The following is a 24,101-nucleotide window of genomic DNA, read 5'->3' as shown; positions in this document are numbered from 1 at the left end:
GAGAGCGGCGGTGGACATTCAGAAGCGCGTCGAACGAAAGCTGATGCTGCACGTCGCGAGCATCGTGTTCCTGCTGTATTTCTTCTTTGCGATCGATCGCGGCAACATCGGCTTCGCAGCGCTGCAGATGAACGACGCGCTCGGCCTGAGCGCCGAAGTGTTCGGCTGGGGCTCGGGCCTGTTCACGCTGGCGTATCTGTTGTTTCAGGCACCTAATGCCGAACTGCTTCGGCGTCTGGGTGCCAGTCGCGGTTTCGCAATCATCGCGTGCGCATGGGGCGTCGTGTCGACGTCCACTGCGTTCGTGCCAGATCAGTTCTGGTTTCTGGTGAACCGCTTCGCGCTGGGCATGGCGGAGGCCGGCTTTCACGCCTTCATGATTTATTACATCAGTCGCATCTTTCCCAAGCGCGTGCGCGGTTACGCGGTGGGCGTGAGCTTCGTCGCCGTGCCGTGTTCGATGATCGTCGCGTCGCCGCTGTCGGGGGCATTGCTGGATGTCGATTGGGCCAACTTCCATGGCTGGCAGTCGCTGTTCATTCTCGAGGGCGTGCCATCGGTGCTGATGGGCGTGCTGTGCCTGAAGCTGATTCCGGATACGCCGGCGGACGCGAAGTTTCTCACTGACGAGGAGCGCACCTGGCTCGCCGATGAACTGAGCGAGGTCGCCGATCCATCGGAGCATTCCAGCGCTCTGCGGAACATTCGCGAGGCCGCATTCAATCCTATGGTCTGGGCACTGGGCTTCGTGCTGTTCACGATGGTGCTGGCCATCAATGTGATGACAATCTGGATGCCGCTGATGATTCGGCAGGTGTCGGGCGCCGGCAATCTCGCCGTTGGCGCGCTCAACAGTTTGCCTTGGATCGCTTTCAGCATCGGCTGTCTGATCGCGGGTCGCAGCTCGGACAAAGTGCAGGATCGAGCCACGCCGCTGCGAATCTCGGTCGCCATCGCCACCTTCGGATTCTTCTGCTCGGCGGCCTTGCAGGAGTCGAGCACGATGTTGGCGTTCGTGGCGTTTCTGCTGGCGTGTCTGGGGGCAGGCGGAGCGCAAGGTGTGTTCTGGGCATTGGCCATGCAATTGCTCGAAGGGCGGGCCGCAGCGGCAGCGTTCGCGATGATCACGGTCGTCGGTAGTGGCTCGGGCGTGGTCGCGCATCCATTGATCGGCAACTTGCATGATTCCACCGGTTCATTCGGCGGGTTGGTGTGGACGCTGGCGGGCTTCTACATCGCGGCACTCGCGACGCTGCATTGGATCTCGCGCGCGAAGACGCCGAACAATCCAAACGACGCGTCGAATAGCCTGCAGCCCGACACGGCCAAGTAACGATGACAGATTCAATTTCACAAGCGCTCGCTGACTTCGTAGCGAGCACGGGCTACGAACAGATTCCTCAGCGCACCCGCGAGATGGCGAAGCGATGTTTGCTCGACGGACTGGGCGTCTCACTCGCTGCGACCGGGCTCGCTCCCGTGTGTCGACCGTTCATCGAGTACGCCGTAGAGCAGGGCGGTCGTGCGGAGAGCACTGTATTCGCAAGCGGCACGAGAGTGCCCGCTGCGCTGGCAGCCTTCGCCAACGGCGCTTTGGCGCATGCATTGGATTTCGAAGACGCGCATGATCGCGCGCTCCTCCATCCAAACGCACCGACCATTCCCGCCGTGCTGGCGGTGTGCGAAGCCTTCGGCCCCATCGATGGCAGGGAGTTGATCGCAGCGCTGGCAATCGGTTGCGATGTCGCTTGCCGAATCGGGCTCGCGCTCAGAGTGCCGTTGGACGAATACGGTTGGTATCCGCCGCCGATCATCGCAGCGTTCGGAACCACAGCTGCCGTTGGCCGATTACTCAAGCTGAGCGCGTCGCAACTGGTCGACGCGTTTTCGCTCACGCTCTGCCAGGCCACTTGCAGTGCCGAGCTGAAATTCAGCCCGCACTCCGATATTCGCGCGGTTCGCGATGCGTTCCCGGCACAGACCGGTGTGACTTCGGCGTTGCTCGCGCGGAAGGGTGTGCGAGGTTTCAATCGCCCGCTCGAAGGGCGGGCCGGCTTCTTCGCTTTATATGCGCGCGGCGCTTACGAACCCGAGGTCGTCACGCAGTCATTGGGCGAGCGCTTCGAAATCGATGAGATCGCTTTCAAGCCGTGGCCGTCGTGTCGCGGCACGCATGTTTATATCGAAGCGGCGGCGCAGCTCGTACGGGAACACCGTATCGATCCCGTTGACATCGCCAGCGCACGCCTCGTCGGCAGTCGCCTCAATCTGATGCTGGCGGAGCCTGTGGATCAGAAGCGCCGGCCCGCAACGGCAATCGACGCAAAATTCAGCCTGCCATTCACGGTGGCGACGGCGATCCATCGAGGGACGGTGACGCTCGATGATTTCACGGCGAGCTCGTTGAGCGACCCCGCCGTACTCGATCTCGCCGGTCGGGTGCAATATGCGGCCGAGCCCTCGCGTCCTGCCTCTGGCCCGGATGTATTGCGTGGCTCGGTGGAACTCGAGCTGCGCGGCGGTAATCCAGTGAAGCTCGAAATCGATGAACCGTCCGGCAGCCCGGGCCGACCTGCATCGGACGCGGCGCTCATCGCCAAGTTCCGCGATTGTTGTCAACGGGCGCGATCGCATCCCAGCGCTGTCGCCATCGACGCCTGGGTCGAGCGAATCATGACATTGGAAACTTCCCTGGACGCGGGCGAGCTCGCGCGTTCCCTCTGAGGGGAGCCCACAACCGTATTTCTACCCATGTAGCGTCGTGCTGCTCGGCGATAGTGTCGACCGTCGGGGGACGGATAACCAAGAGCCGATGAGCGTACGCGACGGGCAACTCGAACAATCCCGTTCCGGATGGCTGTTTCCAGGCGCAGTTGCGCTGGCCATTCTGGGATTGGGAGCCGCCGTGACGGCAGCCTTCGCGCTATCCATGGAGCGGGCGGCCCGCGCCTTGACTCAAAGCACCCTGGAAGAGCGCGCTTCTCATAGCGAGCATGCCGTCGAAGATCGAATGATGGCTTGCGAAGCGGTGCTGCGCGCCGGCGCCGGTTTCATCGACAACGCCTGGCCGGTCGCCGAGGAACAATGGCGACGTTTCGTCGCGCCCTTGAATCTGGGCGAAGTGCTGGTCGGCGTGCAGGGTTATGGATTCACCGCGGTCGTCGACAAGTTGAGCCCGGCCCAGCTCGGCGCTTTGCCGGCCGGGTTGTGGAGCAATCCGGCGGGCCGGGAAGAGCATCCGCAGACCGCGATCATTTTCCTGGAGCCGCACGACCTGCGGAACAAACAAGCGCTCGGCTTCGACATGGCTAGCGAGACCGTGCGTCGTGCCGCCATGGAGCGGGCGCGCGATGAGCGGACGGCGGCGGTGTCCGGCAAAGTCACATTGGTGCAGGAGATCGATTCGAAGCCGCAGCCGGGCTTTCTGATGTATGTGCCGGTCTATCAGCGCGACTTGCCCACGGCCACGGTGCAAGAGCGTCGCGACGCGTTGATCGGTTACGTGTACAGCCCGTTTCGAGCGGGCGATTTCATGGAGCGCGTCTTCGAAGGCGACCCGCGCGACGTGGAGCTCGAGGTTTATGACGATGGGCAAGTGCGCCCCGGCGAGCTGCTGTATCGACGCGCCGGTAAAGATGCACACGTCGTCGAATCCGTGTTCATTCTTCGGCAGGTCGTCGTGGGCGGCCATGCCTGGACGCTGCGTCTCGCCGCCACGGCGTCGATGATCAAGAACAATCAGCTCGTGCCGGTGTGGGTCGTGTGGATGGTCGGCGCGTGCGGCTCGGTGTTGTTGAGCTGCCTGGCATTCGCAATGGCCCGCAGCCGGCACGTCCTCCGGGAGCGCGTGCTCGCCGATGAGCGGTTGCTCGAACAAGAGCGGGACGCGGCGACCATTCTGGAAAACTCGCTGGAAGTGTTCATCGTCATCGACGGGCAGGACCGCATTCTGGAATGGAACAAACAAGCGGTGCAGACCTTCGGCTGGACCAAGGACGAAGTGCTCGGACGCCAGCTCGCCGAAATCATCGTGCCCGAGAGCTTGCGCGAGGCGCACATCAACGCGATCAGGAACTTTCACATTCGCAAGCACACGGTGCTCGGCAAGCGCGTCGAGATGCCGGCAGTACGGCGCGATGGCACCGGCATCATTGTGGCCATCTCGATTGCTTCCACCTTGCGGCGGGGCCAGACCGTGTTCTTTGCATCGTTGCGCGATATCACCGCCCGGCGACAGCAAGAGGAGCAGGTCAAGCTGCTCACCGCCACGCTCGAACATCGTGTCGGCGAGCGCACGCAGGAGCTGGAAACAGCGAACCGGCGATTGGAAGCCGCGTATCGGGATCTCGAAGCGTTCACTCGCAGCGTGTCGCATGACTTGCGCGCCCCGCTGCGTGCGATCAAAGGGTATTCGTCGATGCTGGCGGAGGACCTTGGCAAGTCGATCACGCCGCAGGTTCAGCGCGACCTGGACGCGATTGCGGCCACGACCGGGCGCATGGACGCGATCATCGACAATCTGCTCAAGCTCGCGTCGGTCAGTCAGCGCGAACTGCAGACCCAGGAGCTGGAGCTCGGCGATCTGATGCGGCAAGTGGTGTCGGAGGTGAATCCGCAACCGCCGGCGGAAGTGCACATCGCCCTGCGGCCGTCCGAATGCGTGCGCGCCGATGCGGGCCTGTTGACGCTGGCATTGCGAAATTTAATTGCCAACGCGGTGAAGTTCTCGCAGACGCGCGCGACTCCGGAGATCTGGGTGGGCGCGACCGATGTGGAGGGCGGCGATCGTGCTTACTTCGTCCGCGACAACGGGGTTGGATTCGACCCCAAATATGCGCCTCGTCTGTTCGGCGCATTCCAGCGCCTGCACTCGGAGCGCGAATTCGAAGGAACGGGCCTGGGCCTCACCATCGTAAAGTCCGTGATCGAAAAGCACGGCGGACGAGTGTGGGCCGAGTCGCAGCCCGGCGCGGGGGCGACGTTCTATTTCATCTTGCCGGAGTGCCCGCCGGTCGCGGCCTGATCGCGCGGGTCGCGGAACTGGTAAAACAGCCAGGGTCGCCGCGGAGCACATATCGAACTATGATCGCGCCTACGAAGTTGGGAGGGCGGTCGCGGCGAAATGACGGTTGGTTCACGGCGAGGGCAGGCAACGGAATCCCTGCGGCAACTCACGGAAGCGGTCCGGACGGAATCCAGCGACGGTGCCAGGCTGGTCGCAAATATCGCGGACAATCCCATTTGCCGGGTCACGGTGGACACCGGCATTCCCTGCGTCGTGCTGGCCTGGGGCAGCTATGCCACCAGCGCGCAGCTACGTTTCGTGCACGAGTGCGCGCTCGATCTGCTGCGACGACATGCTTTACACAAGATCCTGGGCGACGACAGTGCGCTCGCGGTGATTCCGGTCGACGATCAAGGCTGGCTGCGCGAGGACTGGTTTCCCCGGGCGCTCGAGGCGGGCCTGAAGGCCGCCGCGAGCAAGTGTCCGAATGGATTTTTCGGTAAACAGTCCGTGGCGAATGTCATGTCCGGCGCGCCGGTCGGCATCACGGTGCGATCCTTCGAGCAGTTGGATGAGGCCAAAGCGTGGCTGCAGACCGTCAAGATTTGAGTCAGTTATCGCCCGCCTTGCTGACCAAGGCGATGCTTCGCGCCGTGGATCAGCTCAATCTCAAAGCGGAATTGCCGTCGCTGCTCCAGCTGCCTGCCGATGAAACGGCCCGGTTGCAGGCGGGCGAGCGCGTGCTCGATCCGCAGCGGCCAGAATGGCAGGGCGCACTTCAGCTCGTTGGCCTGTTCCGCACGATCGTCGAAGTGCTGGGATCGGTCGAGCGTGCGAAGGACTGGCTCGGCACATCGAACGAAACGCTGGGCGGTCGGCCCGTCGATCTGCTGGGCACACCGGGCGCCGAGCGCGTGCATCGCTATCTGAGCGCCGTGCGCAAACATGAGCTGCGCATGCCGCCTGCGAGCCGGCGCGAGCACTGAGATCTCTAGGGCATCGTGAAGCGATAGCCCACGCCGTAGATGGATTCGATCAACTCGTCGCCGGGATTGGCCAGTTGCAGCTTGCGACGCAGGTTCTTCACATGACTGTCGACGGTGCGATCGGTCACCACGCGATGATCCTCGTACAACGTATTTAACAGTTGCTGACGCGAGAACACGCGACCCGGCGAGGCTGACAAGGCCTTGAGCAAGCGAAATTCCACGGGTGTGAGATCCAGCAGCTGGCCGTTAAGTGTCGCTTTGAACTGGGCTTCGTCGATGCTCAGCCTGGAATCGACCTGCGCTTTCACCTGCTGCGGGCTTCTGCGAAGAATCGCTTTGACTCGTGCGACCACTTCGCGCGGGCTGAAGGGCTTGCAGATGTAGTCATCCGCGCCGAGCTCCAGTCCCAGCAGCCGATCGATCTCTTCGACGCGCGCCGTCACCATCACAATCGGAATATTGCTGAACGCGCGCACCTCTTTGCAGACCTCCAGGCCGTCGCGACCGGGCAGCATCAAATCCAGCAGCATCAGATCGAAATGCGAGGCCTTGAGGGCGGGCGCGACTTCGCGACCGTCGCCGACCATCTGCGCGTGATAACCGGCTGATGTGAGATAGTCCGCGAGCAGCTGCGCCAGCTTGGGCTCGTCCTCGACGATCAGAATTCGGGTTTGCGGGGCGCCGTCGCTCATATCACACCTTCAACGTCCGCAGGCGCGGCAGGCGGATGCTGACCAGCAATCCTCCCAGCGGCGCCGCGCTGGCCGTGATCGTACCGCCATGGGCCTGAACGATGTTGGCACAGATGGCCAGTCCCAGCCCCGCGCCGCCATGCGAGCGGTTTCGTGAAGCTTCCGCACGCACGAACCTTTCGAAGATGCGCGGCAGGATGTCGGCGGGAACGCCGGGCCCGGAGTCCTCAATCTCAATGAGCACATCGTCGTTTGTGTTCCGGCAACCGACTCGCACGGTGCCGTCGGCTTGCGTGTAACGCGCGCAGTTCTCGAGCAGGTTGGTGAACAACTGCTGCAGTCGGCCTTCGTCACCGTTCACTGCGATCTGCGAATCGATTTGTGTTTCCACTTTGAGCCCGCGCTCGGCCAGCCGTTGCTGGAAGACCCCGAGCGTGGCGTGGAGCACGTCGCCGATATCCACCTCGGCCATGCGATAGCTCAGCGCGCCGATATCGGAGAGCGACAGATCGTAAAGATCGCTGACCAGCTTGCTGAGGGTCGCCACTTCCGATTGCAACGACGCCAGGGTCTCGGGCGTCATGGTCCGCACGCCGTCTTCGATGGCTTCGAGCTCACCTTTCAACACGGACAGCGGTGTGCGCAATTCATGTGAGACGTCCGCCATGAACGAGCGACGCAATTGTTCGTTGTGTGCGAGCGCCTGGGCGAGGCGGTTGAAGTCTTCCGACAATCCACCGATCTCATCTTTCGACGCCACTGGAATACGCACGCTGTAGTCGCCGCTCGCGAGATTGTGTGTGGCCTTTGCGATTCGTGTGAGCGGTGTCACGAGCAAGCGCGATAACCACCATGCGGCCAGTGCCGCGAGCAGCACAGTGCCGAGACCAATCAGCCAGTTTTGTGTGAGCTGACGTTTTTGAAAGCGCACGTCGGCGGCGGCCGTGGCTTGCTGGAAAGGCACGAGCACCAGCCAGCCCACTGTCTTTCCATCGACTTCGATCGGTCGCCTCGGCGTATCGCGGGAGAACTCGCGATTGCCGATGACGATGTCCTTGTCCGCGTCCAGCAACGTCAACCGCAGCTGCGTGGCCGTGAAGTCGATTTCTGAGAATTGCGGCGGGCCGTCGCGACGGCCACGAGTGTCGAGCAGGCGGAACCAACCTCGGTTGTTGCGATGAAGAAAGTCCCAGCCGCCCTCGGATTTGTACGCCTCGGCCAATCGGGGAATGACTGATTCGACATAGGCGGTGCTCTGGTCGTTGAGATAGCCGATGAACCCGCGCGTGAAGCTGATGCGCGCGGACAGGCCCATAGCCGCCACGGCCGCGATGCTGATGGCAACCAGGACCAGGAACAGCTTGGTCGAAATACTCCATTTCATGGCTGCCATTAACGCCCGCCAGGCGCCCCGGGGGCAAGGCTCGGGCGTCGACTCCATAAAGTCTTCAATTTTCCTCCACGTTTGCTGGCCATGCTGATTCCCATGAACAAATTGTCTGGAACTGGCAGCACTGGCGGAGGCTCGAACATGCAACAAGCCCGAAAACTCAGCTCCTGGCAGAAACTGGGGCTGCCTGCGGCACTGGTCGCCGCGCTGGTGGCGGGGGCGTGTCATTACATCGGCGGCAACGACGACGCCGGCCTCAAGACGGTGACCGTGACCCGGGGCGACCTGCAAAAGAGCATCACCGCCGTGGGCTCGATCGAGCCCACGGATTATGTCGACGTCGGCACCCAGGTGGGCGGCCGCGTCATGAAAATCCATGTGGAGATCGGCGACCGGGTGACCAAGGGCGACCTGCTCGCCGAAATCGACCCGACTGTGTACGAGTCAACAGTCCGTAAAGATCGCGCCACGCTCGAGAATCTGAAGGCTCAGCTGGATCAGCAATTGGCCGAGTCCGTGCTCGCGGACACCGAGTTGAAGCGCAATCAGGAAATGCGGGCCGCCGATGCCATCAGCCAGACCACCGTGGATCAGGCTGACGCGCAGGCCAAGGTTGCCGCCGCGACCGTCGCGGCGACTCGCGCTCAGATCAAGGCCGCAGAAGCAACGCTTGCCGGTGATCTCGCGAATCTCGGCTACACGAAAATCTATGCGCCGCTCGACGGCACCGTCGCGTCTCAGACGACGCTCGAAGGTCAGACCGTGAATGCCTCGCAGTCCGCGCCGGTCATCGTGCAGGTCGCGAATATGGATGTGATGACTGTGTGGGCGCAGGTGGCCGAGGCCGATGTGAGTCGCATCGCTGTCGACATGCCTGCGACTTTCACGACGCTCGGCATGCCGGAGAAGAAGTGGCGCGGCAAGGTGCGGGCTGTGTATCCAACGCCGGTCGTCGAGAACGACGTGGTGCTCTACAACGTGCTCATCGACGTGGACAACCGTGAAGGGCAGCTGTTGCCGCAGATGACGGTGCAAGTGTTCTTCACATTGGGTGAAGCGAAGGATGTGCCGCTCGCGCCCATCAATGCTTTGCAGGCGCAGCGTGAAGCGGGTGTCGATGCCTACAAAGCTAAGGTGCTGACCGATAACGGCGTGGTCGAGCGCGATGTGAAGGTGGGTCTCACCAATCGTTCGATGGCACAGATCGTTTCCGGCCTGTTGCCCGGCGATCAGTTGGTCGTTGCCGCTGTGGTTCCGCCGGCGGGCGGCGCGGCGCAGGGTGGCCCCGGCCGACAGATGGGCCCGCGTCTCTAAGCCAGCCGCATGACACATCGGGAGAACACAATGAACGCCACTGCACCGTTGATCCGAGTCGTCGACGCGAGTCGCGTCTATGTCAGCGGCGATTCCGAGATCCGCGCGCTCGATCACGCGTCGCTGGAAATCCGACGCGGCGAGTTCGTGGCCATCATGGGCCAGTCGGGCTCCGGCAAGTCGACCTTGATGAATATCCTCGGCTGCTTGGACCGTCCCAGCGAAGGTCGTTACGAGGTGAATGGCGTCGACGTGGGCAGCTTGAATCCCGATGAGCTGGCGGCCTTGCGTCGTGACACGTTCGGTTTCGTGTTTCAGCGTTACAACTTGCTCGCAACGGTGACGGCGGCGGAGAACGTCGAGCTGCCGGCGATCTATGCCGGCATGGCGCAGGATGCACGCCGCCAGCGTGCGAAGAGCTTGCTGGCCAAGCTTGGGCTGGGTGAGCGCACGGATCATCGACCGAATCAGCTGTCCGGCGGTCAACAGCAGCGCGTCTCGATTGCACGCGCGCTCATGAATGACGCGGAAGTCATTCTCGCGGACGAACCGACTGGCGCGCTCGATAGTCGCAGCGGTGCGGAAGTCATGGCGCTTTTGAAGCAGCTGCACTCCGAAGGTCGCACGATCATTTTGATTACGCACGACGCGTCGGTTGCCGAGCATGCGGAACGCATCGTGCACATCAAGGATGGGCGGATCGTCGATGACTCGGGCGTGAAGCGGGCCGTCGCTGGTTCGAATCAACGCACTTCGCATGCAGCGCAAGCGAACTGGCTCGACGATCTGGAAGAGGCCGTGAAGATGGCCCTGCGCTCGCTTCGGGCCAACAAGTTTCGTAGCGCGTTGACGCTGCTCGGCGTAATGATCGGCGTCGCGGCCGTTGTGACCATGCTTGCCATCGGCAACGGCAGTAAAGAAGCCGTGATGAAACAAATCTCGGCGATGGGCAGCAACTTGTTGCTGGTGTTTCCGGGCGCGCCCGGTTCGCGTCCCTCGGGCGATATCGCTACGTTGGTGCCGGCGGATGCACAGGCGATTTCTGAGATGGGGAACGTCGTCGCTGTCTCGCCGGAGCGGAAGACGCGCGCCACGCTGCGCATGGGCTCGATCGACTATCAGAGCAATATCACGGGCGTGTGGCCGGCGTATCAGGTGACGCAGAACTGGCCGATGGCGAGCGGCACGTTCGTCACTGAAGACGATGTTCGTAGCTATGCCACGGTGATCGTGCTCGGCAAGACGGTCGCGAAGAATCTGTTTCCGAACGATGAAGATCCGGTGGGTCAGTTCGTGCTGGTCGGCAATACGCCGTTCGAAGTCATTGGGGTGCTGTCGACCAAGGGGGCGAACTCGTTTGGCTCCGATATGGACGACGCGGCGTTCGTGCCGCTGTCCACCGGCTTCAATCGGCTGTTTGGTCAGCAATACCTCGGCTCGGTCAATGTGAAATTGGCGTCGGATGAGAAGACTGCGGAGACGCAGGAGGAAATCCGTCAGTTGCTGATGTCCCGCCATCATCTCGAGGACTTCCAGATTCGCAGCACCAGCTCGTTCATGGCGGCGGCCGCGTCGACTCAGAACACGCTGACGTTGCTGCTCGGTTGTGTCGCGGCGATCTCGCTGATCGTCGGCGGTATCGGCGTGATGAACATCATGCTGGTCAGCGTGACGGAGCGGACGCGTGAGATTGGTGTGCGGATGGCGACGGGCGCTCGGGCCAGCAACATCCTGCTGCAATTCAATACGGAAGCGTTGGTGGTTTGCGGTATCGGTGGATTGATTGGTGTGGCGCTCGGATTTACGACGGGATTTATCGCCAGGGCATTGGGAACGAATGTGGCCTTCACGCCGACGCCTGCCTTGTTGGCGCTTGGGTCGGCATTGCTGACGGGTGTGCTGTTCGGATATCTGCCGGCGCGTAAGGCGGCTTACATGGACCCGGTGGTTGCGCTGGCCTCGGAGTAATGAACATGACTTACATGAAGCGAGTGGTGGCGGTTGCGGTGTTGGGCGTGCTGGCGGGCTGTAGCCTGACGCCGCAGTACGACCGGCCGAAGTCCGATCTGCCGGAGTCGTGGTCGGCGCAGAAGGTTGCCGCTACTAGTAACGCGCCTTCTGAATGGAACGATCTGTTCAAGGATGCGGAGCTGGAGCAGTTGATGGCTGAAGCGCTCGCTGCGAATCACGATCTCGCGGCGGCGACGATCCGCATCGAGCAGGCGAAGGCGACGGCGAAGATGGCGAGCAGTCGGTTGGTGCCGTATGCGTCGATGTCGGTTGGTGGCTCGCGCACGAAGGAGTTGAATGGCGCGCGGTCGCTGTCGTCGTCGGATGATTCGCAGCTGTCGGTGAGTTACGAGCTGGATCTCTGGGGCGGGAACCGGGCGAATGTGCAGGCTGCGGCGGCTCGGGTTGCGGCTCGTGAATTCGACATGCAGACGACGCGGTTGGTGTTGCAGGCGGACGTTGCTTCCTATTACTTCCAGACGCTGGCGTTGAAGGATCGGTTGACTATTGCGCAAAAGAATCTCGAGGCGGCGCGGTCGCTGATGTCGCTGGTCGAGGTTCGTTATAACAAGGGCGCGGCCAGTGGCTTGGATGTGGCTCAACAGCGCACGGCGTTGTTGAGTATTGAAGCTGAAGTGCCGGAGTTGCAGCAGAGTTTGACTGAGACGCAGAGTGCGCTGGCATTACTGCTTGGGCGCGTGCCGCAGGACTTCACTATTCGAACGGAAACGCTGGCTGATTTGCAGCCGCCGTCCATCGCGGCGAGGCAGCCAGGCGATCTGTTGCAGCGTCGACCGGATGTTCGCGCCGCCGAGGCGGACTTGGTTGCTGCCAATGCTGATGTTGGAGTTGCGCGGGCTGCGCTGTATCCGAGCATGGAGTTGAGTGCGACGGGTGTTGTGACGAACTGGATCACCGGCGGCTCATCCAGCGTCGCGGCGCTGGCTGCGTCGCTGTCGCAGGTTCTGTTCGATGGCGGTGAGTTGCGTGGGCAAGTACAGTTGGCCGATGCGTCCCGGCGCGAGTTGGTCGAGACTTATTTGCAAACGGTGCTGACGAGCGTCAAGGAAGTGAACGATAGTTTGAGTGCGGTCTCAACCGCTGAGCGTCGCACGTCGCTGCTCACGCAGACGGTTGAACAAGCGCAGCTGGCGCTGCGGCTTGCGACTACGCGGTATCAGGCGGGCTCCGATGATCTGCTGACGGTGCTGGAGAGTCAGACGTCGCAGCTCAATGCTGAAGACTCGCTGGTGCAGGCCAAGCTGGCTCGGGTGAATGCGTCCATCACCTTGTTCAAGGCGCTGGGTGGCGGGTGGGAGGCGATCTAGGATACTGCACCGATTTGTAAAGGATTACTCGTCTTGCCGCCAATCCTCACGGCCATGGCGAACGCGGATGATGAAGATGTCCTGGTCCGCATCGACTGTGTAGATGACGACGTGAGATTCGATCGGGTGAATGCGCACCGGAGGCCGGATTTCTGAGCGCTCACGAGCGGCTTCGGGTTCTCCGCCAGGAATTGGAACGTATTCCCCAGCAGGTCGTGATAGCGCTCTGCTTGCTGGAGGCCGAACTCCGCTACGCCCTATATAAATATGGCAATGATGTCTTCTTCGGCCTTGCGGCTTGGAGAGTAGCGTCTCACCGCGAAGGTTTGGTCGACGCGCGAGATTGGCGGCGGGCGGCTGCCTTCAGATCGATCGTCGGCCGACGCCGCTTTCGATACCTTCGGTCACCAGCGCCTGGATATGCGCGATCTTCGCCGCCCGTTCCTGATCCAACCGGATCAGGTGGCGCACATAATCACTAGCGTTGGCGTAGCGGCCCGAGTCCGCTTGCTGTTCGACCCACAGCTTCATGCTGTCGGGAATGGACACATTCATCGTGCTCATGGCGATACCTCTGAGGCTTACGGTCCTACCATTGGCAATCTTTGTCAATTCTCGGCCCAGCCCGACATCGAGGGTCGCTTCCGCGCTCCGCGGCTAACGCCCCGCGATCTTCGCCGCGATCTCCGCGACGTACTTGCCTTGATAACGCGCACCCTCTAACTCAACTTTCGATGGCTGCCGGCTACCATCCGTGCCCGCGATGGTCGATGCGCCGTACGGTGAATTGCCCATCACTTCACTCGTGCCCATCTGTCCCTGAAACGCATACGGCAGGCCGACGATGATGAAGCCCAGGTGCAATAGCACCGGATGAAAAGTCAGGATGGTGGACTCCTGTCCGCCGTGTTGAGTATTCGACGATGAGAACACCGACCCCACCTTGCCCACCAGCGCGCCTTTCATCCAGAGCGCTCCGGTCTGGTCGATGAAAGTTTTCATCTGCGCCGTCATGTTGCCGTAGCGGGTGCCCGTGCCGAAGATGATCGCGTCGTATTGGGGCAGCTCGTCGACGGTGGCGATCGGTGCCGGTTGGTCCAGCTTGAAGCCGGACTTGCGTGCCACATCTTCTGGCACAGTCTCGGGGACGCGTTTGACTGCCACCTGCGCGCCAGCGGAGCGAGCGCCTTCGGCGACTGCGTTCGCCATCTGTTCGATGTGACCATACGAGGAATAGTAGAGAACCAGAACTTTTGCCATGACACTCTCCGAGCGAGCCGACGCGAGACCCGTGGAACGCCAGGGCCGCGCTTAGGTTCCCAGTGTTGCCTGCCTCACGTATCGATTTCATGGATGCGCGTGCGCATCGTTGCGCCCCCTCCCATAGCGAAATGCAATCGCGCGAGCCTTGATCGGCTGTCGGTCGTTGCCTCTAATCCCGTCCTCGCTGCTGCCGTGAAGCGGGTGGAACGGTGGCACCAACCATAACAATCGGGTTCGCTGTGACCGACAAGCACGACGTGATCATCCTGGGCGGCGGATTGGCGGGTCTGACGCTGGCAATCCAGTTACGGCAACAGTTCGCAACGATGCGCATCCTGGTCATCGAGCGACGCAAGCACCCGGTGCCGGAGGCGGCGCATAAGGTCGGCGAGTCATCGGTGGAGATCGGCGCGCACTATTTCGATACGGTGCTGGGCCTCAAGGAGCATCTGGACAAACATCAGCTACGCAAGTTTGGCCTGCGCTTCTTCATCTACTCCTCCGTCCGCGAAGACATCGAAGGCGTCACCGAGATGGGCGCCAGTCGTTTCCTGCCCACGCCGAGTTATCAGCTGGACCGCGGCATCTTCGAGAACTATCTGACCGAGCACGGGCGCGCGTTGGGCATCGAGATCGTCGATGGCGCGGTGGTGAGACAGATCGATCTCGGCAAGGAGGGCGCCGAGCACTCAGTGCGTTTCGAGGTGGACAAGCAGAGCGTGCAGGCAACGGGGCGTTGGGTCGTGGACGCGTCGGGGCGCGCTGGATTGATCAAGCGTAAGCTCGGCCTCGCCGAAGACAACGCGCACGATGCCAACGCTGTGTGGTTTCGCATCGGTACCAAGATCGACATCGATGAGTGGTCCACCGATCGCCAGTGGCTCACCCGGTGCGATCCGCCGTTGCGTTGGCTATCCACCAATCATTTGATGGGCGAAGGCTACTGGGCGTGGTTGATTCCGCTCGCGTCGGGCTCGCACTCAGTCGGCATCGTCTGCGATGCCAGGATCCATCCGCTCGAGACCATGAATAGCTTCGAGAAGTCGATGGACTGGTTCCGCAAGCATCAGCCGCGGCTGGCGCGGGAACTTGAGGGCAAGCAGCACCTGCTGCAGGATTTCTGCTTCCTGCGCAATTTCTCGCACGGTTGCAAACAAGTGTTCTCAGGGGCCGATCGCTGGGCACTGACGGGCGAGGCCGGCGTGTTTCTCGATCCGTTCTATTCGCCGGGCAGCGACTTCATCGCCATGAGCAACAGCTATATCGCCGATCTCATCGCGCGCGATCGTGGCGGCGAGCACGTGGGCGGTCGTTCCAAGGTGTATCAGCAGCTGTACTTCTCGTTCTACGAAAGCACACTTGCGCTCTACACCGATCAGTATCGCATCATGGGCGATCCGCAAGTGATGCCGGTCAAGGTGATCTGGGACTACGCTTATTACTGGGGCATCTTGTGCCAGTTGTTCTTCCAGAACCGACTGACCGATCTGGCCAGCATCAGTGCGCTGTCAGTCGAGATGTCGCACAGCAAGGCGCTGAACTTCGCCATGCAGGATTTCATGCGCGAGTGGTCCAAGGTGAGTCGTAGGCGTGACGTGGCGGTGATGCTCGATCAGGCTCGGCTAGCGTGGTTCGCGGATTTGAACGGCAGCCTGCTCGACAGTATCGACGAGCTGACGTTCCGCAGGCGCATCCGGGAGAACACCGGCTTGCTCGATACGCTGGCGCGCGAGATTGTTGAACGCGCTCATGCGTCCTGCCCGGAAGTCGACGCGTCCGCGGTGCTGAAGCTGCTACCGGATGCGGACTCTGTTAGCGCGGGCCGCTTGCTGTTCGCGGAAGCGGCTTGACCAACTATGGCGGCGCTCCGTTACATCGAGCGCCGCCGGTCGTTGTGAGATACAGCTGTTAAGCGACCGCCTGGAAGTCCACCAGCGGCACGCCTTCCTTCACTTGATCGCCGGCATTGCAAAGATAGCTCACCAGCTTGCCCTTGCTCGGAGCAAACACAGTCAACTCCATCTTCATCGCTTCCATCACCAGCAACGGTGCGCCCTTGGCGACTTCGGCGCCGGGCTCGGAGAGCAGGGCGATGATCTTGCCGGGCATCGGAGCGGTCAGTCCGCCCTGAGTTTCTTCGGTCTCGCCCGCATGCACGAGCGGATCGACGTAGGTCAGTACGTGCTGCTGACCGCGAAGGAACACATGCATCTGCTCGCCGGATTTCACAACGGCCGTGTTGATGTGACGTTGATCGATCGTGATGCGCAGATCCGAATCCGATGTACGAACCACGCGTGCCGGCTCGTCGTCGATGAGATAACCCGTCGACGTGTATTGCACCGACACCGTCGCAGTCTGCTCGCCAGCGGAGAACTGCAACGTACGAGTCTGCGTGCCATTGATGCGCCAGCCATCCGCAATGCTCCACGGAGAGCTCGATTGCGCAGCCTGCTCACGCTCGGCAGCGAGCTGAGCCAGTGCGGCGACCTCGAAGATTTCTTTCGGAAGCTCGGTGGCGGCGGGCAGCAGCATGGCGCGCTCACGTTCGATCAGGCCAGTATCGACGCGGCCTTCGCGGAACGCGGGATGACCGACGAGGCGCGACAGGAAGTTCACGTTGTGACCGACACCAACGATGCGCGTCTCAGCCAGCGCGCCGAGCATGCGCTCGATGGCAGCTTCACGAGTGCGATCCCAAACGATCAGCTTGGCGATCATGGGATCGTAGTGAGGTGTGATCTCGTCCCCTTGTTCGACGCCGGTATCGAGCCGCACATGCGCGGAAGGCGCGGGTGTCTTGAAATACGCGAGCCGGCCAACCGAAGGCAGGAAGCCTTTCTCCGGCTCTTCGGCGTAGATGCGAACTTCGATCGAGTGCCCGTTCAGCGGCACTTGCTCTTGGGCCAGAGGCAGATCTTCGCCAGCGGCAACGCGCAGCTGCCATTCGACGAGATCGAGCCCCGTGATCATTTCAGTGACCGGATGCTCCACCTGCAGGCGCGTATTCATTTCCATGAAATAGAAATTGCCCTGCGAATCGGCGATGAACTCAACCGTGCCGGCGCCGACATAACCAACGGCGCGAGCAGCGTCGCAAGCCGCTTTGCCCATCGCTGCACGCTGTTCCGGCTTCACGCTGGGCGCGGGCGCTTCTTCGACGACCTTTTGATGTCGACGCTGCGCCGAGCAGTCGCGCTCGTTGAGGCTGATGGTGTGGCCCGCCTTGTCGGCGAACACCTGGATCTCGATGTGGCGCGGCTGCTGGAGATATTTTTCGATGAGGACGTTGTCATCGCCGAAGGACGTGCGGGCTTCGCGCTGACATGAAGCAAGCGCTGCGGGGAATTCACTGGTCGCGTTGACGACGCGCATGCCCTTGCCGCCGCCACCGGCGGATGCCTTGATCAGCACTGGATAGCCGATGCGATCGGCTTCACGCTGAAGCAACGCCGGATCTTGATCGGCGCCGTGATAGCCGGGGACCAGTGGCACCTTGGCCTGTTGCATGAGTGCCTTGGCGGCCGACTTCAAGCCCATGGCGCGGATACTCTTCACCGGCGGACCGATGAACACGATGCCATTCTCTTCGCACGCATGCGCGAAGCTCTCGTTCTCGGACAGGAAGCCGTAACCCGGATGCACGGCCTGTGCACCGGACTGTTTGCAAACTTCGATGATGCGATCGACGCGCAAATAGCTCTCACGCGACGCGGCCGGGCCAACACAGTAGGCCTCGTCAGCGAGGCGCACATGACGCGCGCCGGCGTCGGCTTCGGAATACACCGCGACGGTGCGAATGCCGAGCTTGCGACAAGTGGCGATGACCCGGCATGCGATTTCGCCGCGATTGGCGATCAGGATTTTTTTGAACATGTCTTTCTAATCCTTGCTTACATGCGGAACACGCCGAAGCGTGTGTCGCCGACCGGTGCGTTCGCCGCGGCCGCGAGGCCGAGCCCCAAGGTGCGCCGGGTCTGAGCCGGATCGATGATGCCGTCATCCCAGAGGCGCGCGGTGGCGTAGTAAGCACTGCCTTGCGTCTCGAACTGCGCTTTGGTCGGCGCCTTGAAGGCTTCTTCCTCGGCGGCGCTCCATTGCTTGCCTTGAGCTTCGAGCGCATCACGACGCACGGTCGCGAGCACGTTCGCGGCCTGCTCGCCGCCCATCACTGAGATCTTGGAGTTCGGCCAGGTCCACAAGAAGCGGGGCGAGTAGGCGCGACCACACATACCGTAGTTGCCAGCGCCGTAGGAACCGCCGATCAACACAGTGAACTTCGGCACTTGGGCCGTCGCGACCGCGGTCACCATCTTCGCGCCGTGGCGAGCGATGCCTTCGTTCTCATATTTACGGCCGACCATGAAGCCCGTGATGTTCTGCAAGAACACCAGCGGGATGCGGCGCTGACTGCACAGCTCGATGAAGTGCGCGGCCTTCTGCGCCGACTCGGAGAACAGCACGCCGTTGTTGGCGATGATGCCGACGGGGTAGCCGTACACGTGCGAGAAGCCCGTCACGAGCGTGTTGCCGAAACGAGCCTTGAATTCGTCGAAGCGCGAGCCGTCGACGATGCGGGCGATGACTTCGCGCACGTCGAAGGGCTTGCGAGTATCGGCCGGGATGACGCCGTACAGTTCCTCGGGGTCGTACAGCGGATCTTCCACCGCTTGCGGCTGAAACAAGGTTTCGCGAGGGCCGAGGTTGCCGACGATGCGGCGAACGATGGCCAGCGCGTGATGATCGTTCTCAGCGAGATGGTCCGCGACGCCAGAGATACGCGTGTGCACGTCGCCGCCGCCGAGATCTTCAGCGCTGACGACTTCACCGGTCGCGGCCTTCACCAGCGGCGGGCCGCCGAGGAAGATCGTGCCTTGATTGCGAACGATCACGGCTTCGTCGCTCATCGCGGGCACGTACGCGCCGCCAGCGGTGCACGAGCCCATCACGCATGCGATCTGCGGAATGCCGAGCGCCGACATGTTTGCTTGATTGAAGAAGATGCGGCCGAAATGTTCCTTGTCCGGAAACACTTCGTCCTGCATGGGCAGGAACGCGCCGCCGGAGTCCACCAGATACACGCAGGGCAGGCGGTTCTCGCGGGCGATCTCCTGGGCGCGCAAATGTTTCTTGATGGTGATGGGGTAGTAGGTGCCGCCTTTGACGGTCGCATCGTTGCCGACGATGACGCACTCACGACCGTTGATCCGACCGACGCCGGCGACAGCGCCCGAGCTCGCGACTTCACCGCCATACATTCCGAAGGCGGCGAGGGCGGAGAACTCGAGAAATGGCGTGCCGGGATCGAGCAGCAGATCGATACGATCGCGCACCAGCAGCTTGCCGCGCGAAGTATGTTTTTGCCGGGCGCTTTCGGAGCCGCCCAATGCGGCGGTGGCAGTCCGACCCCGTAACTCATCGACGAGCGCGCGGAGGGCGGCGCTGTTGGCGCGGTATTCGTCGCTGCCGGTTCGCAGCTTGGAAGTAATGACGTTCATGAAACCCCTGTTAGCCGCGGATCCGCTCGGCCCGACGGCATTGTAGGAGGGGCAGGCCAAGAAGTGAATGGCGATTCACAAAAAAAACTGGGATTCACTTCATGCTAGGATCAGGGCATGAGCTACAAGCGATCCTTCCTGATGGAGGAGCGGCTGGCCGATAACCGCCAGCGCATCCTCAAGGCGGCGCGGGCCCTGGTCGCCGAGGGCGGGTTCAATCACGCCTCGATTGCGGCCGTGGCCGCCAATGCCGGGTTGTCCGCCGGGGCCATCTATCGTTACTTTCCCTCCAAGTCGGCGCTATTCGTCGAAGTGCTGACCAGCGCGATCGATCACGAGATTGCGATCCTGCAGGAGATCGTAAAGGGTGAAGGCGATGTGACCGCACGGCTGCGGGCCTGCGTGGAATCGTTTGCGAATCGCGCGCTGGAAGGGCCGTATCTGGCCTATGCGTTCATCGCCGAGCCGGCCGAACAGGAGGTCGATGAGGCGCGGTTGCTGGGTCGTATCCGCTTCGGGGAAGTGTTCAAGTCGCTGCTGATCGAGGGCATCGATAAAGGCGAATTCCCGGCGCAATCCATCGATATCGGCGCGGCTTGTATCGTCGGCGCGTTCACTGAAGCATTGATCCGGCCGATCACGCCTCGAAGCAAGCGGGATGCGCGCACGGAACTGGTCGAGGGCATCGTGGCGTTCTGTTTACGAGCCGTCGGTGCAAAGATTTCCTAATTCGATGCGTCAGTTCACTCATATTCTCTCGATTCGCACGACCCGGCGCGGTCTGGTGGATGTCACGCGCGAGGTTCGTAGCTGGGTGGCTGCTCAACAGGTCGCCACCGGCTTGCTCACGATCTTTTGTAAGCACACGTCGGCGTCGTTGTTGATCCAGGAGAATGCGGCCCCGGAGGTGCGCAGCGATCTGGAAGCTTTTTTCGAGCAGATCGCGCCTGAAGATCCGGGCCGTTAGGAGCACGACGACGAAGGTCCCGACGACATGCCGGCCCATCTGCGCACGGCATTGACCCAAGTGCAATTGTCCATCCCCGTGCTCGACGGCGAGCCGGTGCTCGGCACCTGGCAGGCCATCTACCTGTTCGAGCACCGCCAGCGGCCCCATCAGCGCGAACTCGTCCTGCATTTGTTGGCCGATTGAGGGTTGTCCGTTTCGCGACGAAAGGTGTCGAACTTGTTAGGGACGCCGCGACACGGACTCCTTACACTGTGAGCCGACCCGCCCTCCTGTTGGAGCATCCGTTTGAACTCTTCGGCCGAGGCTCGCGATCCTGCCAGTTGGCGGGACGAGACCGCTTTCCCCATCATTATTGCCATCAGTTTCTGCCATCTGTTGAACGACACGATGCAGTCGCTGCTGCAAGGCTCCTATCCCGCGCTCAAGGCGAGCCATCACCTGACGTTCGCGGAGCTGGGCTGGATTTCGCTGGCGTATCAGCTGACCGCGTCGATGCTTCAACCCGTCGTCGGTTACGTCGCCGACCGTCGGCCCATGCCGTTTTCGTTGCCGATGGGCACGTTGTTCACGGCGTTGGGCCTGTTGGTGATCTCACTGGCCGGTAATTTCGAGTGGCTGCTGGCCGGCGCGGCGATGCTTGGCATGGGCTCTTCGGTGTTTCATCCGGAAGCGTCGCGCGTGGCGCGGATGGCGGCGGGCGGTCGGCATTCGCTCGCGCAATCGTTGTTTCAATTGGGCGGCAACGCGGGTCAAGCGATCGGTCCGTTGCTGGCGGCGCTGGTCGTCGTGCAGTGGGGGCAGTCGGGCCTGGGAGCGTTCGCGCTGCTGACGCTGGTGTCGACGGCCATCCTTTGGAACGTGGGCGTCTGGTACAAACATCATGGCTTGCCCCGCTTGAAGCGAGCGCACAGCACGCGCCGGCAGGAATCGGCGATTCCGCGCAAGACGGTCGTGCGAGGCATGACCATCCTGCTGCTGCTGATCTTTTCCAAGTACGCCTACATGGCGAGCCTGACCAACTACTACACGTTCTATCTGATCGAGCGCTTCAACATGAGCGTGGTCGAGGCGCAGGTGCATCTGTTCCTGTTCCTGGGCTCGATCGCCGTCGGCACGCTGCTCGGCGGCTATTTCGGCGATCGTTTCAGTCGCAGGGCGATGATCCAGTTCTCCGTGCTGGGCGCGTTGCCGTTTACGCTCCTGTTGCCGTTCGTGAGTCTGGCGTGGACCGAAGCGCTCACAGTGGTCATCGGGCTCACAATTGCGTCCGCGTTCCCCGCGATCGTCGTGTATGCGCAGGAACTGATGCCGACCCGTGTCGGCATGGTCTCGGGACTGATGTTCGGCTTCTCGTTCGGCATCGGCGGATTGGCCGCCGCGTCGTTCGGACACCTGGCGGACGTCTACGGAATTGCGTTTGTTTATAAGCTCGGCGCGTTCCTGCCGGTGCTCGGTGCGCTGGCGATCTGGCTGCCTGATCTGAAGCGGATCAAAGCCGCCGCGTAGCGATGAGCACGGGCATCGAAGGTTCGGCGTTAGCGCTGGTTCGAAAGCTGGAAGAGAGCCCCGAGGCGATCGTCGCGTTCTCGCGTGACTATCCCGCCGGCTATTTGATCGCGCGTCATCAGCATGACCGCGCGCAGCTCATCCATGCGTCGTCGGGCATCATGCGCGTCGATACGCCAAACGGCATCTGGGTCGTGCCGCCGATGCGTGCGATCTGGGTGCCGCCGCAAGTGCCTCACGAAATCCGTGCGAACAGCGCGGTGAAGATGCGCACGTTGTTCCTGCGGCCCGATGCGAGATCGGGCTTGCCGGCGGAGTGCTGTGTCATCGAAGTCACATCGCTGCTTCGTGAGCTGATCTTGCGCATGGTGGCGCTCGCTGAAGCCGAGCCGCGCGTGGCGCCTTCGGTTCATCTGACCGAGCTGATCCTCAGCGAGATTCGTGAGATCGGCACCTTGCCGTTGCACATCCCGATGCCGGCAGATACTCGCGTACGGCGTATTTGCCAGGCGATTCTGCAGGATCCGTCGGATTGCAGGACCAGCGCGGAGTGGGGCGAGACCGTGGGCGCGAGCTCACGCACGCTCGAGCGTTTGTTTCACAAAGAGACGGGGATTACGTTTGGGTCGTGGCGTCGACAAGCGCGCTTGCTTGCGGCGATGACTCAGCTTGCGGCCGGTCGCCCGGTTGCGAATGTGGCGGGCGATCTTGGCTATGACAGCCCGAGCGCGTTCACTGCGATGTTCAAGCGGGTGTTGGGCCACCCGCCGAGTCAGTTCTGTCCGTCACTCACGCAACGTGAGTTGCCCACAGGTCGTTGAGGTAGCCGAAGCTCCAGTTCTCGGGCGGCTCGCGCGCCACGATCTTGTCGGTGACGTGCGATTCCATCAGATCCACCAGCTTGGGCTCGAACGGCATGCCCGACTTGGTGGAGAAGAACAGTTTCACTTTCGGGGCGGTGAGCTTGGCGGGATTCTGCTCCACGACCACGCCCAGCTTGCCGGACGCCATGCGCACCAGCGAGCCGACCGGGTAGATACCGATGGTCTTGATGAATGTTTGCAACACCATCGAATCGAAGTGACCTTCCCACGAGGCCATGCGCGCGACCGACTCGGCCGGATCCCAGCCTGATTTGTAGGGCCGGTCTGAAGTGACGGCGTCGTAAACGTCGCAGACTGCGCTCATGCGCGCGATCAAAGAGATTTTGTCGGCCGTCAGTGCGTCGGGATAGCCCTTGCCGTCGATGCGCTCGTGATGATGGCGCGCCACATCGAGCACGCGCTCGTTGCTGACGCCGCTTTCCAGCAGCATCTCGTGTCCGCGCACCGGATGCGATTTGATGATGGTGAATTCGTCGTCGGTGAGCTTGCCTGGCTTGTTGATGATGTCCTGAGGCATCACTGCCTTGCCCAGGTCGTGCAGCAGTCCGGCCATGCCAGCATCGCGCAACGTCGGCTCATCGAGGCCGAGTTGTTTGCCGAGCGAAACCATCAACGCGCACACCGATACGGAGTGCATGTAGGTGTATTCGTCCGCGGTCTTCAACCGACACAGGCTGATCAGCGCGTGCGAGTTGCTATCGACGGAGTCGACGATGTCATTGACCAGCGGCGCGCACTCGCTCGTGTTGACGGCGTTGCCCATGCGCGCTTCAGCGAATAAAGAATTGACCGCCTGCTTGGAGCGCTTCAACACATTGGCTGCGTTGTGCAGCTCATCGCCCATTGATCGGCGAACTTTGGGTTTCGACGCTGGCGGCGGCGTCGGCACGATTTCGATGACCGGAGTCTCGGTCTTGGGTCGTGCGACGTCCAGGCCCTTGGATGTATCGATCCAGCATTCCTTCAGGCCCGACGCTTTCAGCCGGGCATGCGACTCCGCATCCACCAGGAAGCGGGTCTTCCAGAAGGAGTGTTGTAGCCACGGTCCCTCGACCGAAGCCACGAACATCCCGGTTCGAACTTCAGATATGGCGATTTTTTTCAGCATGGCGTTCGACTGGCAGCCAACGGGCCGCGCGTAATCCGTCGTCTGTTGACCTGCATCGGCAGGCGCGGACCAAAAATTACGGTGACCCCGTAGTGGATTATGAGAGGTCCGTCGCAAAGCGGATGCGGGGCAGGGGGAGGGAAA

At 61.9% G+C, this 24,101-nt stretch carries 19 protein-coding genes and 2 pseudogenes; 13 read left to right on the top strand and 8 right to left on the bottom strand.

From position 1 onward, the window contains the following. Nucleotides 1–10: 10 nt before the first annotated feature. The 5 genes from ACFPN2_RS27520 to ACFPN2_RS27500 all read left to right on the top strand — a co-directional run bounded on the left by ACFPN2_RS27520 (nucleotide 11) and on the right by ACFPN2_RS27500 (nucleotide 5,991). The gene (locus ACFPN2_RS27520) at nucleotides 11–1,333 is read left to right on the top strand and encodes an MFS transporter (protein WP_380602620.1); all 1,323 of its coding nucleotides are present in this window, start codon (nucleotides 11–13) and stop codon (nucleotides 1,331–1,333) included. Between the two features lie 2 nt (nucleotides 1,334–1,335). Beyond that, complete coding sequence (locus ACFPN2_RS27515; protein ID WP_380602618.1) at nucleotides 1,336–2,724, top strand: MmgE/PrpD family protein; 1,389 nt, start codon at nucleotides 1,336–1,338, stop codon at nucleotides 2,722–2,724. Nucleotides 2,725–2,812: 88 nt separating this feature from the next. Continuing rightward, nucleotides 2,813–5,023, top strand: a complete 2,211-nt coding sequence (locus ACFPN2_RS27510; protein WP_380602616.1) for a CHASE domain-containing protein — start codon at nucleotides 2,813–2,815, stop codon at nucleotides 5,021–5,023. 99 nt (nucleotides 5,024–5,122) lie between these two features. Next, nucleotides 5,123–5,614 carry a hypothetical protein gene (locus tag ACFPN2_RS27505; RefSeq protein WP_380602614.1) on the top strand — a complete coding sequence of 164 codons (492 nt, stop codon included), beginning with the start codon at nucleotides 5,123–5,125 and terminating at the stop codon, nucleotides 5,612–5,614. Continuing rightward, a complete protein-coding gene (locus tag ACFPN2_RS27500) occupies nucleotides 5,590–5,991 on the top strand; it encodes an antitoxin Xre/MbcA/ParS toxin-binding domain-containing protein (protein WP_380602612.1) in 402 nt (133 codons plus the stop codon). Before ACFPN2_RS27505 ends, ACFPN2_RS27500 begins: the two co-directional genes overlap by 25 nt. A 5-nt stretch (nucleotides 5,992–5,996) precedes the next feature. On the opposite strand, the gene ACFPN2_RS27495 is transcribed toward ACFPN2_RS27500, so the two are convergent. Both ACFPN2_RS27495 and ACFPN2_RS27490 read right to left on the bottom strand, forming a co-directional pair. Next, nucleotides 5,997–6,686, bottom strand: a complete 690-nt coding sequence (locus tag ACFPN2_RS27495) for a response regulator (RefSeq protein WP_380602610.1) — start codon at nucleotides 6,684–6,686, stop codon at nucleotides 5,997–5,999. Between the two features lies 1 nt (nucleotide 6,687). Beyond that, a complete protein-coding gene (locus ACFPN2_RS27490; RefSeq protein WP_380602868.1) occupies nucleotides 6,688–8,070 on the bottom strand; it encodes an ATP-binding protein in 1,383 nt (460 codons plus the stop codon). Between the two features lie 147 nt (nucleotides 8,071–8,217). Between ACFPN2_RS27490 and ACFPN2_RS27485 the strand changes: the two genes are divergently transcribed. Genes ACFPN2_RS27485 through ACFPN2_RS27475 form a run of 3 tightly spaced genes read left to right on the top strand, consistent with a single transcriptional unit; the run spans nucleotide 8,218 to nucleotide 12,728 of the window. Further along, complete coding sequence (locus ACFPN2_RS27485) at nucleotides 8,218–9,390, top strand: efflux RND transporter periplasmic adaptor subunit (RefSeq protein WP_380602608.1); 1,173 nt, start codon at nucleotides 8,218–8,220, stop codon at nucleotides 9,388–9,390. A gap of 30 nt (nucleotides 9,391–9,420) precedes the next feature. After that, a complete protein-coding gene (locus tag ACFPN2_RS27480) occupies nucleotides 9,421–11,358 on the top strand; it encodes a MacB family efflux pump subunit (protein WP_380602606.1) in 1,938 nt (645 codons plus the stop codon). Between the two features lie 5 nt (nucleotides 11,359–11,363). After that, nucleotides 11,364–12,728 carry an efflux transporter outer membrane subunit gene (locus tag ACFPN2_RS27475; RefSeq protein ID WP_380602604.1) on the top strand — a complete coding sequence of 455 codons (1,365 nt, stop codon included), beginning with the start codon at nucleotides 11,364–11,366 and terminating at the stop codon, nucleotides 12,726–12,728. A gap of 24 nt (nucleotides 12,729–12,752) precedes the next feature. On the opposite strand, the pseudogene ACFPN2_RS27470 reads toward ACFPN2_RS27475, so the two are convergent. The 3 genes and pseudogenes from ACFPN2_RS27470 to wrbA all read right to left on the bottom strand — a co-directional run bounded on the left by ACFPN2_RS27470 (nucleotide 12,753) and on the right by wrbA (nucleotide 13,988). Further along, nucleotides 12,753–13,045: pseudogene (locus tag ACFPN2_RS27470) on the bottom strand (type II toxin-antitoxin system RelE/ParE family toxin). Nucleotides 13,046–13,091: 46 nt separating this feature from the next. Next, the gene (locus ACFPN2_RS27465; RefSeq protein ID WP_380602602.1) at nucleotides 13,092–13,292 is read right to left on the bottom strand and encodes a type II toxin-antitoxin system ParD family antitoxin; all 201 of its coding nucleotides are present in this window, start codon (nucleotides 13,290–13,292) and stop codon (nucleotides 13,092–13,094) included. A 93-nt stretch (nucleotides 13,293–13,385) separates the two neighbouring features. Then, nucleotides 13,386–13,988: an NAD(P)H:quinone oxidoreductase gene (gene wrbA / locus ACFPN2_RS27460; RefSeq protein WP_380602600.1), complete on the bottom strand. Its 603-nt coding sequence runs from the start codon at nucleotides 13,986–13,988 to the stop codon at nucleotides 13,386–13,388. A 242-nt stretch (nucleotides 13,989–14,230) separates the two neighbouring features. Between wrbA and ACFPN2_RS27455 the strand changes: the two genes are divergently transcribed. Continuing rightward, entirely contained in the window at nucleotides 14,231–15,841 is a 1,611-nt protein-coding gene (locus ACFPN2_RS27455) for an NAD(P)/FAD-dependent oxidoreductase (RefSeq protein WP_380602598.1), read from the top strand. Nucleotides 15,842–15,899: 58 nt separating this feature from the next. Here ACFPN2_RS27455 and ACFPN2_RS27450 read toward each other — a convergent pair whose 3' ends face one another. Together ACFPN2_RS27450 and ACFPN2_RS27445 are read right to left on the bottom strand one after the other, a co-directional pair. Continuing rightward, the gene (locus ACFPN2_RS27450) at nucleotides 15,900–17,867 is read right to left on the bottom strand and encodes an acetyl/propionyl/methylcrotonyl-CoA carboxylase subunit alpha (protein WP_380602596.1); all 1,968 of its coding nucleotides are present in this window, start codon (nucleotides 17,865–17,867) and stop codon (nucleotides 15,900–15,902) included. A 17-nt stretch (nucleotides 17,868–17,884) separates the two neighbouring features. Then, nucleotides 17,885–19,489, bottom strand: coding sequence for a carboxyl transferase domain-containing protein (locus tag ACFPN2_RS27445; RefSeq protein ID WP_380602594.1), 1,605 nt, complete (start codon nucleotides 19,487–19,489; stop codon nucleotides 17,885–17,887). A 117-nt stretch (nucleotides 19,490–19,606) separates the two neighbouring features. Between ACFPN2_RS27445 and ACFPN2_RS27440 the strand changes: the two genes are divergently transcribed. From ACFPN2_RS27440 to ACFPN2_RS27425, 4 genes and pseudogenes are all read left to right on the top strand, one after another. Continuing rightward, a complete protein-coding gene (locus ACFPN2_RS27440; RefSeq protein WP_380602592.1) occupies nucleotides 19,607–20,218 on the top strand; it encodes a TetR/AcrR family transcriptional regulator in 612 nt (203 codons plus the stop codon). Between the two features lie 4 nt (nucleotides 20,219–20,222). Further along, nucleotides 20,223–20,642, top strand: a pseudogene (locus ACFPN2_RS27435) (secondary thiamine-phosphate synthase enzyme YjbQ). A gap of 102 nt (nucleotides 20,643–20,744) precedes the next feature. Then, nucleotides 20,745–21,965: an MFS transporter gene (locus ACFPN2_RS27430; RefSeq protein WP_380602590.1), complete on the top strand. Its 1,221-nt coding sequence runs from the start codon at nucleotides 20,745–20,747 to the stop codon at nucleotides 21,963–21,965. A 2-nt stretch (nucleotides 21,966–21,967) separates the two neighbouring features. Then, the gene (locus ACFPN2_RS27425; RefSeq protein ID WP_380602588.1) at nucleotides 21,968–22,786 is read left to right on the top strand and encodes an AraC family transcriptional regulator; all 819 of its coding nucleotides are present in this window, start codon (nucleotides 21,968–21,970) and stop codon (nucleotides 22,784–22,786) included. Here ACFPN2_RS27425 and ACFPN2_RS27420 read toward each other — a convergent pair. Beyond that, nucleotides 22,755–23,957 (bottom strand): HD-GYP domain-containing protein, encoded by a 1,203-nt coding sequence (locus tag ACFPN2_RS27420; protein ID WP_380602586.1) that lies wholly within the window; start codon nucleotides 23,955–23,957, stop codon nucleotides 22,755–22,757. The genes ACFPN2_RS27425 and ACFPN2_RS27420 overlap by 32 nt on opposite strands. Nucleotides 23,958–24,101: the final 144 nt, after the last annotated feature.

The organism is Steroidobacter flavus, from assembly GCF_042651805.1.
Classification (GTDB): domain Bacteria; phylum Pseudomonadota; class Gammaproteobacteria; order Steroidobacterales; family Steroidobacteraceae; genus Steroidobacter; species Steroidobacter flavus.
Note: the sequence above shows the minus strand (reverse complement) of the source record. Positions and strands in the feature narration are given on the sequence as shown.

Bases quoted from the DNA above. Each gene is read 5' to 3' on its own strand.
- ACFPN2_RS27425 (WP_380602588.1), top strand. From the start codon at position 21,968: ATGAGCACGGGCATCGAAGGTTCGGCGTTAGCGCTGGTTCGAAAGCTG.
- wrbA (WP_380602600.1), bottom strand. From the start codon at position 13,988: ATGGCAAAAGTTCTGGTTCTCTACTATTCCTCGTATGGTCACATCGAA.
- ACFPN2_RS27475 (WP_380602604.1), top strand. From the start codon at position 11,364: ATGACTTACATGAAGCGAGTGGTGGCGGTTGCGGTGTTGGGCGTGCTG.
- ACFPN2_RS27445 (WP_380602594.1), bottom strand. From the start codon at position 19,489: ATGAACGTCATTACTTCCAAGCTGCGAACCGGCAGCGACGAATACCGC.
- ACFPN2_RS27440 (WP_380602592.1), top strand. From the start codon at position 19,607: ATGAGCTACAAGCGATCCTTCCTGATGGAGGAGCGGCTGGCCGATAAC.
- ACFPN2_RS27505 (WP_380602614.1), top strand. From the start codon at position 5,123: ATGACGGTTGGTTCACGGCGAGGGCAGGCAACGGAATCCCTGCGGCAA.
- ACFPN2_RS27465 (WP_380602602.1), bottom strand. From the start codon at position 13,292: ATGAGCACGATGAATGTGTCCATTCCCGACAGCATGAAGCTGTGGGTC.
- ACFPN2_RS27480 (WP_380602606.1), top strand. From the start codon at position 9,421: ATGAACGCCACTGCACCGTTGATCCGAGTCGTCGACGCGAGTCGCGTC.
- ACFPN2_RS27420 (WP_380602586.1), bottom strand. From the start codon at position 23,957: ATGCTGAAAAAAATCGCCATATCTGAAGTTCGAACCGGGATGTTCGTG.
- ACFPN2_RS27485 (WP_380602608.1), top strand. From the start codon at position 8,218: ATGCAACAAGCCCGAAAACTCAGCTCCTGGCAGAAACTGGGGCTGCCT.
- ACFPN2_RS27490 (WP_380602868.1), bottom strand. From the start codon at position 8,070: ATGAAATGGAGTATTTCGACCAAGCTGTTCCTGGTCCTGGTTGCCATC.
- ACFPN2_RS27515 (WP_380602618.1), top strand. From the start codon at position 1,336: ATGACAGATTCAATTTCACAAGCGCTCGCTGACTTCGTAGCGAGCACG.
- ACFPN2_RS27450 (WP_380602596.1), bottom strand. From the start codon at position 17,867: ATGTTCAAAAAAATCCTGATCGCCAATCGCGGCGAAATCGCATGCCGG.
- ACFPN2_RS27510 (WP_380602616.1), top strand. From the start codon at position 2,813: ATGAGCGTACGCGACGGGCAACTCGAACAATCCCGTTCCGGATGGCTG.
- ACFPN2_RS27495 (WP_380602610.1), bottom strand. From the start codon at position 6,686: ATGAGCGACGGCGCCCCGCAAACCCGAATTCTGATCGTCGAGGACGAG.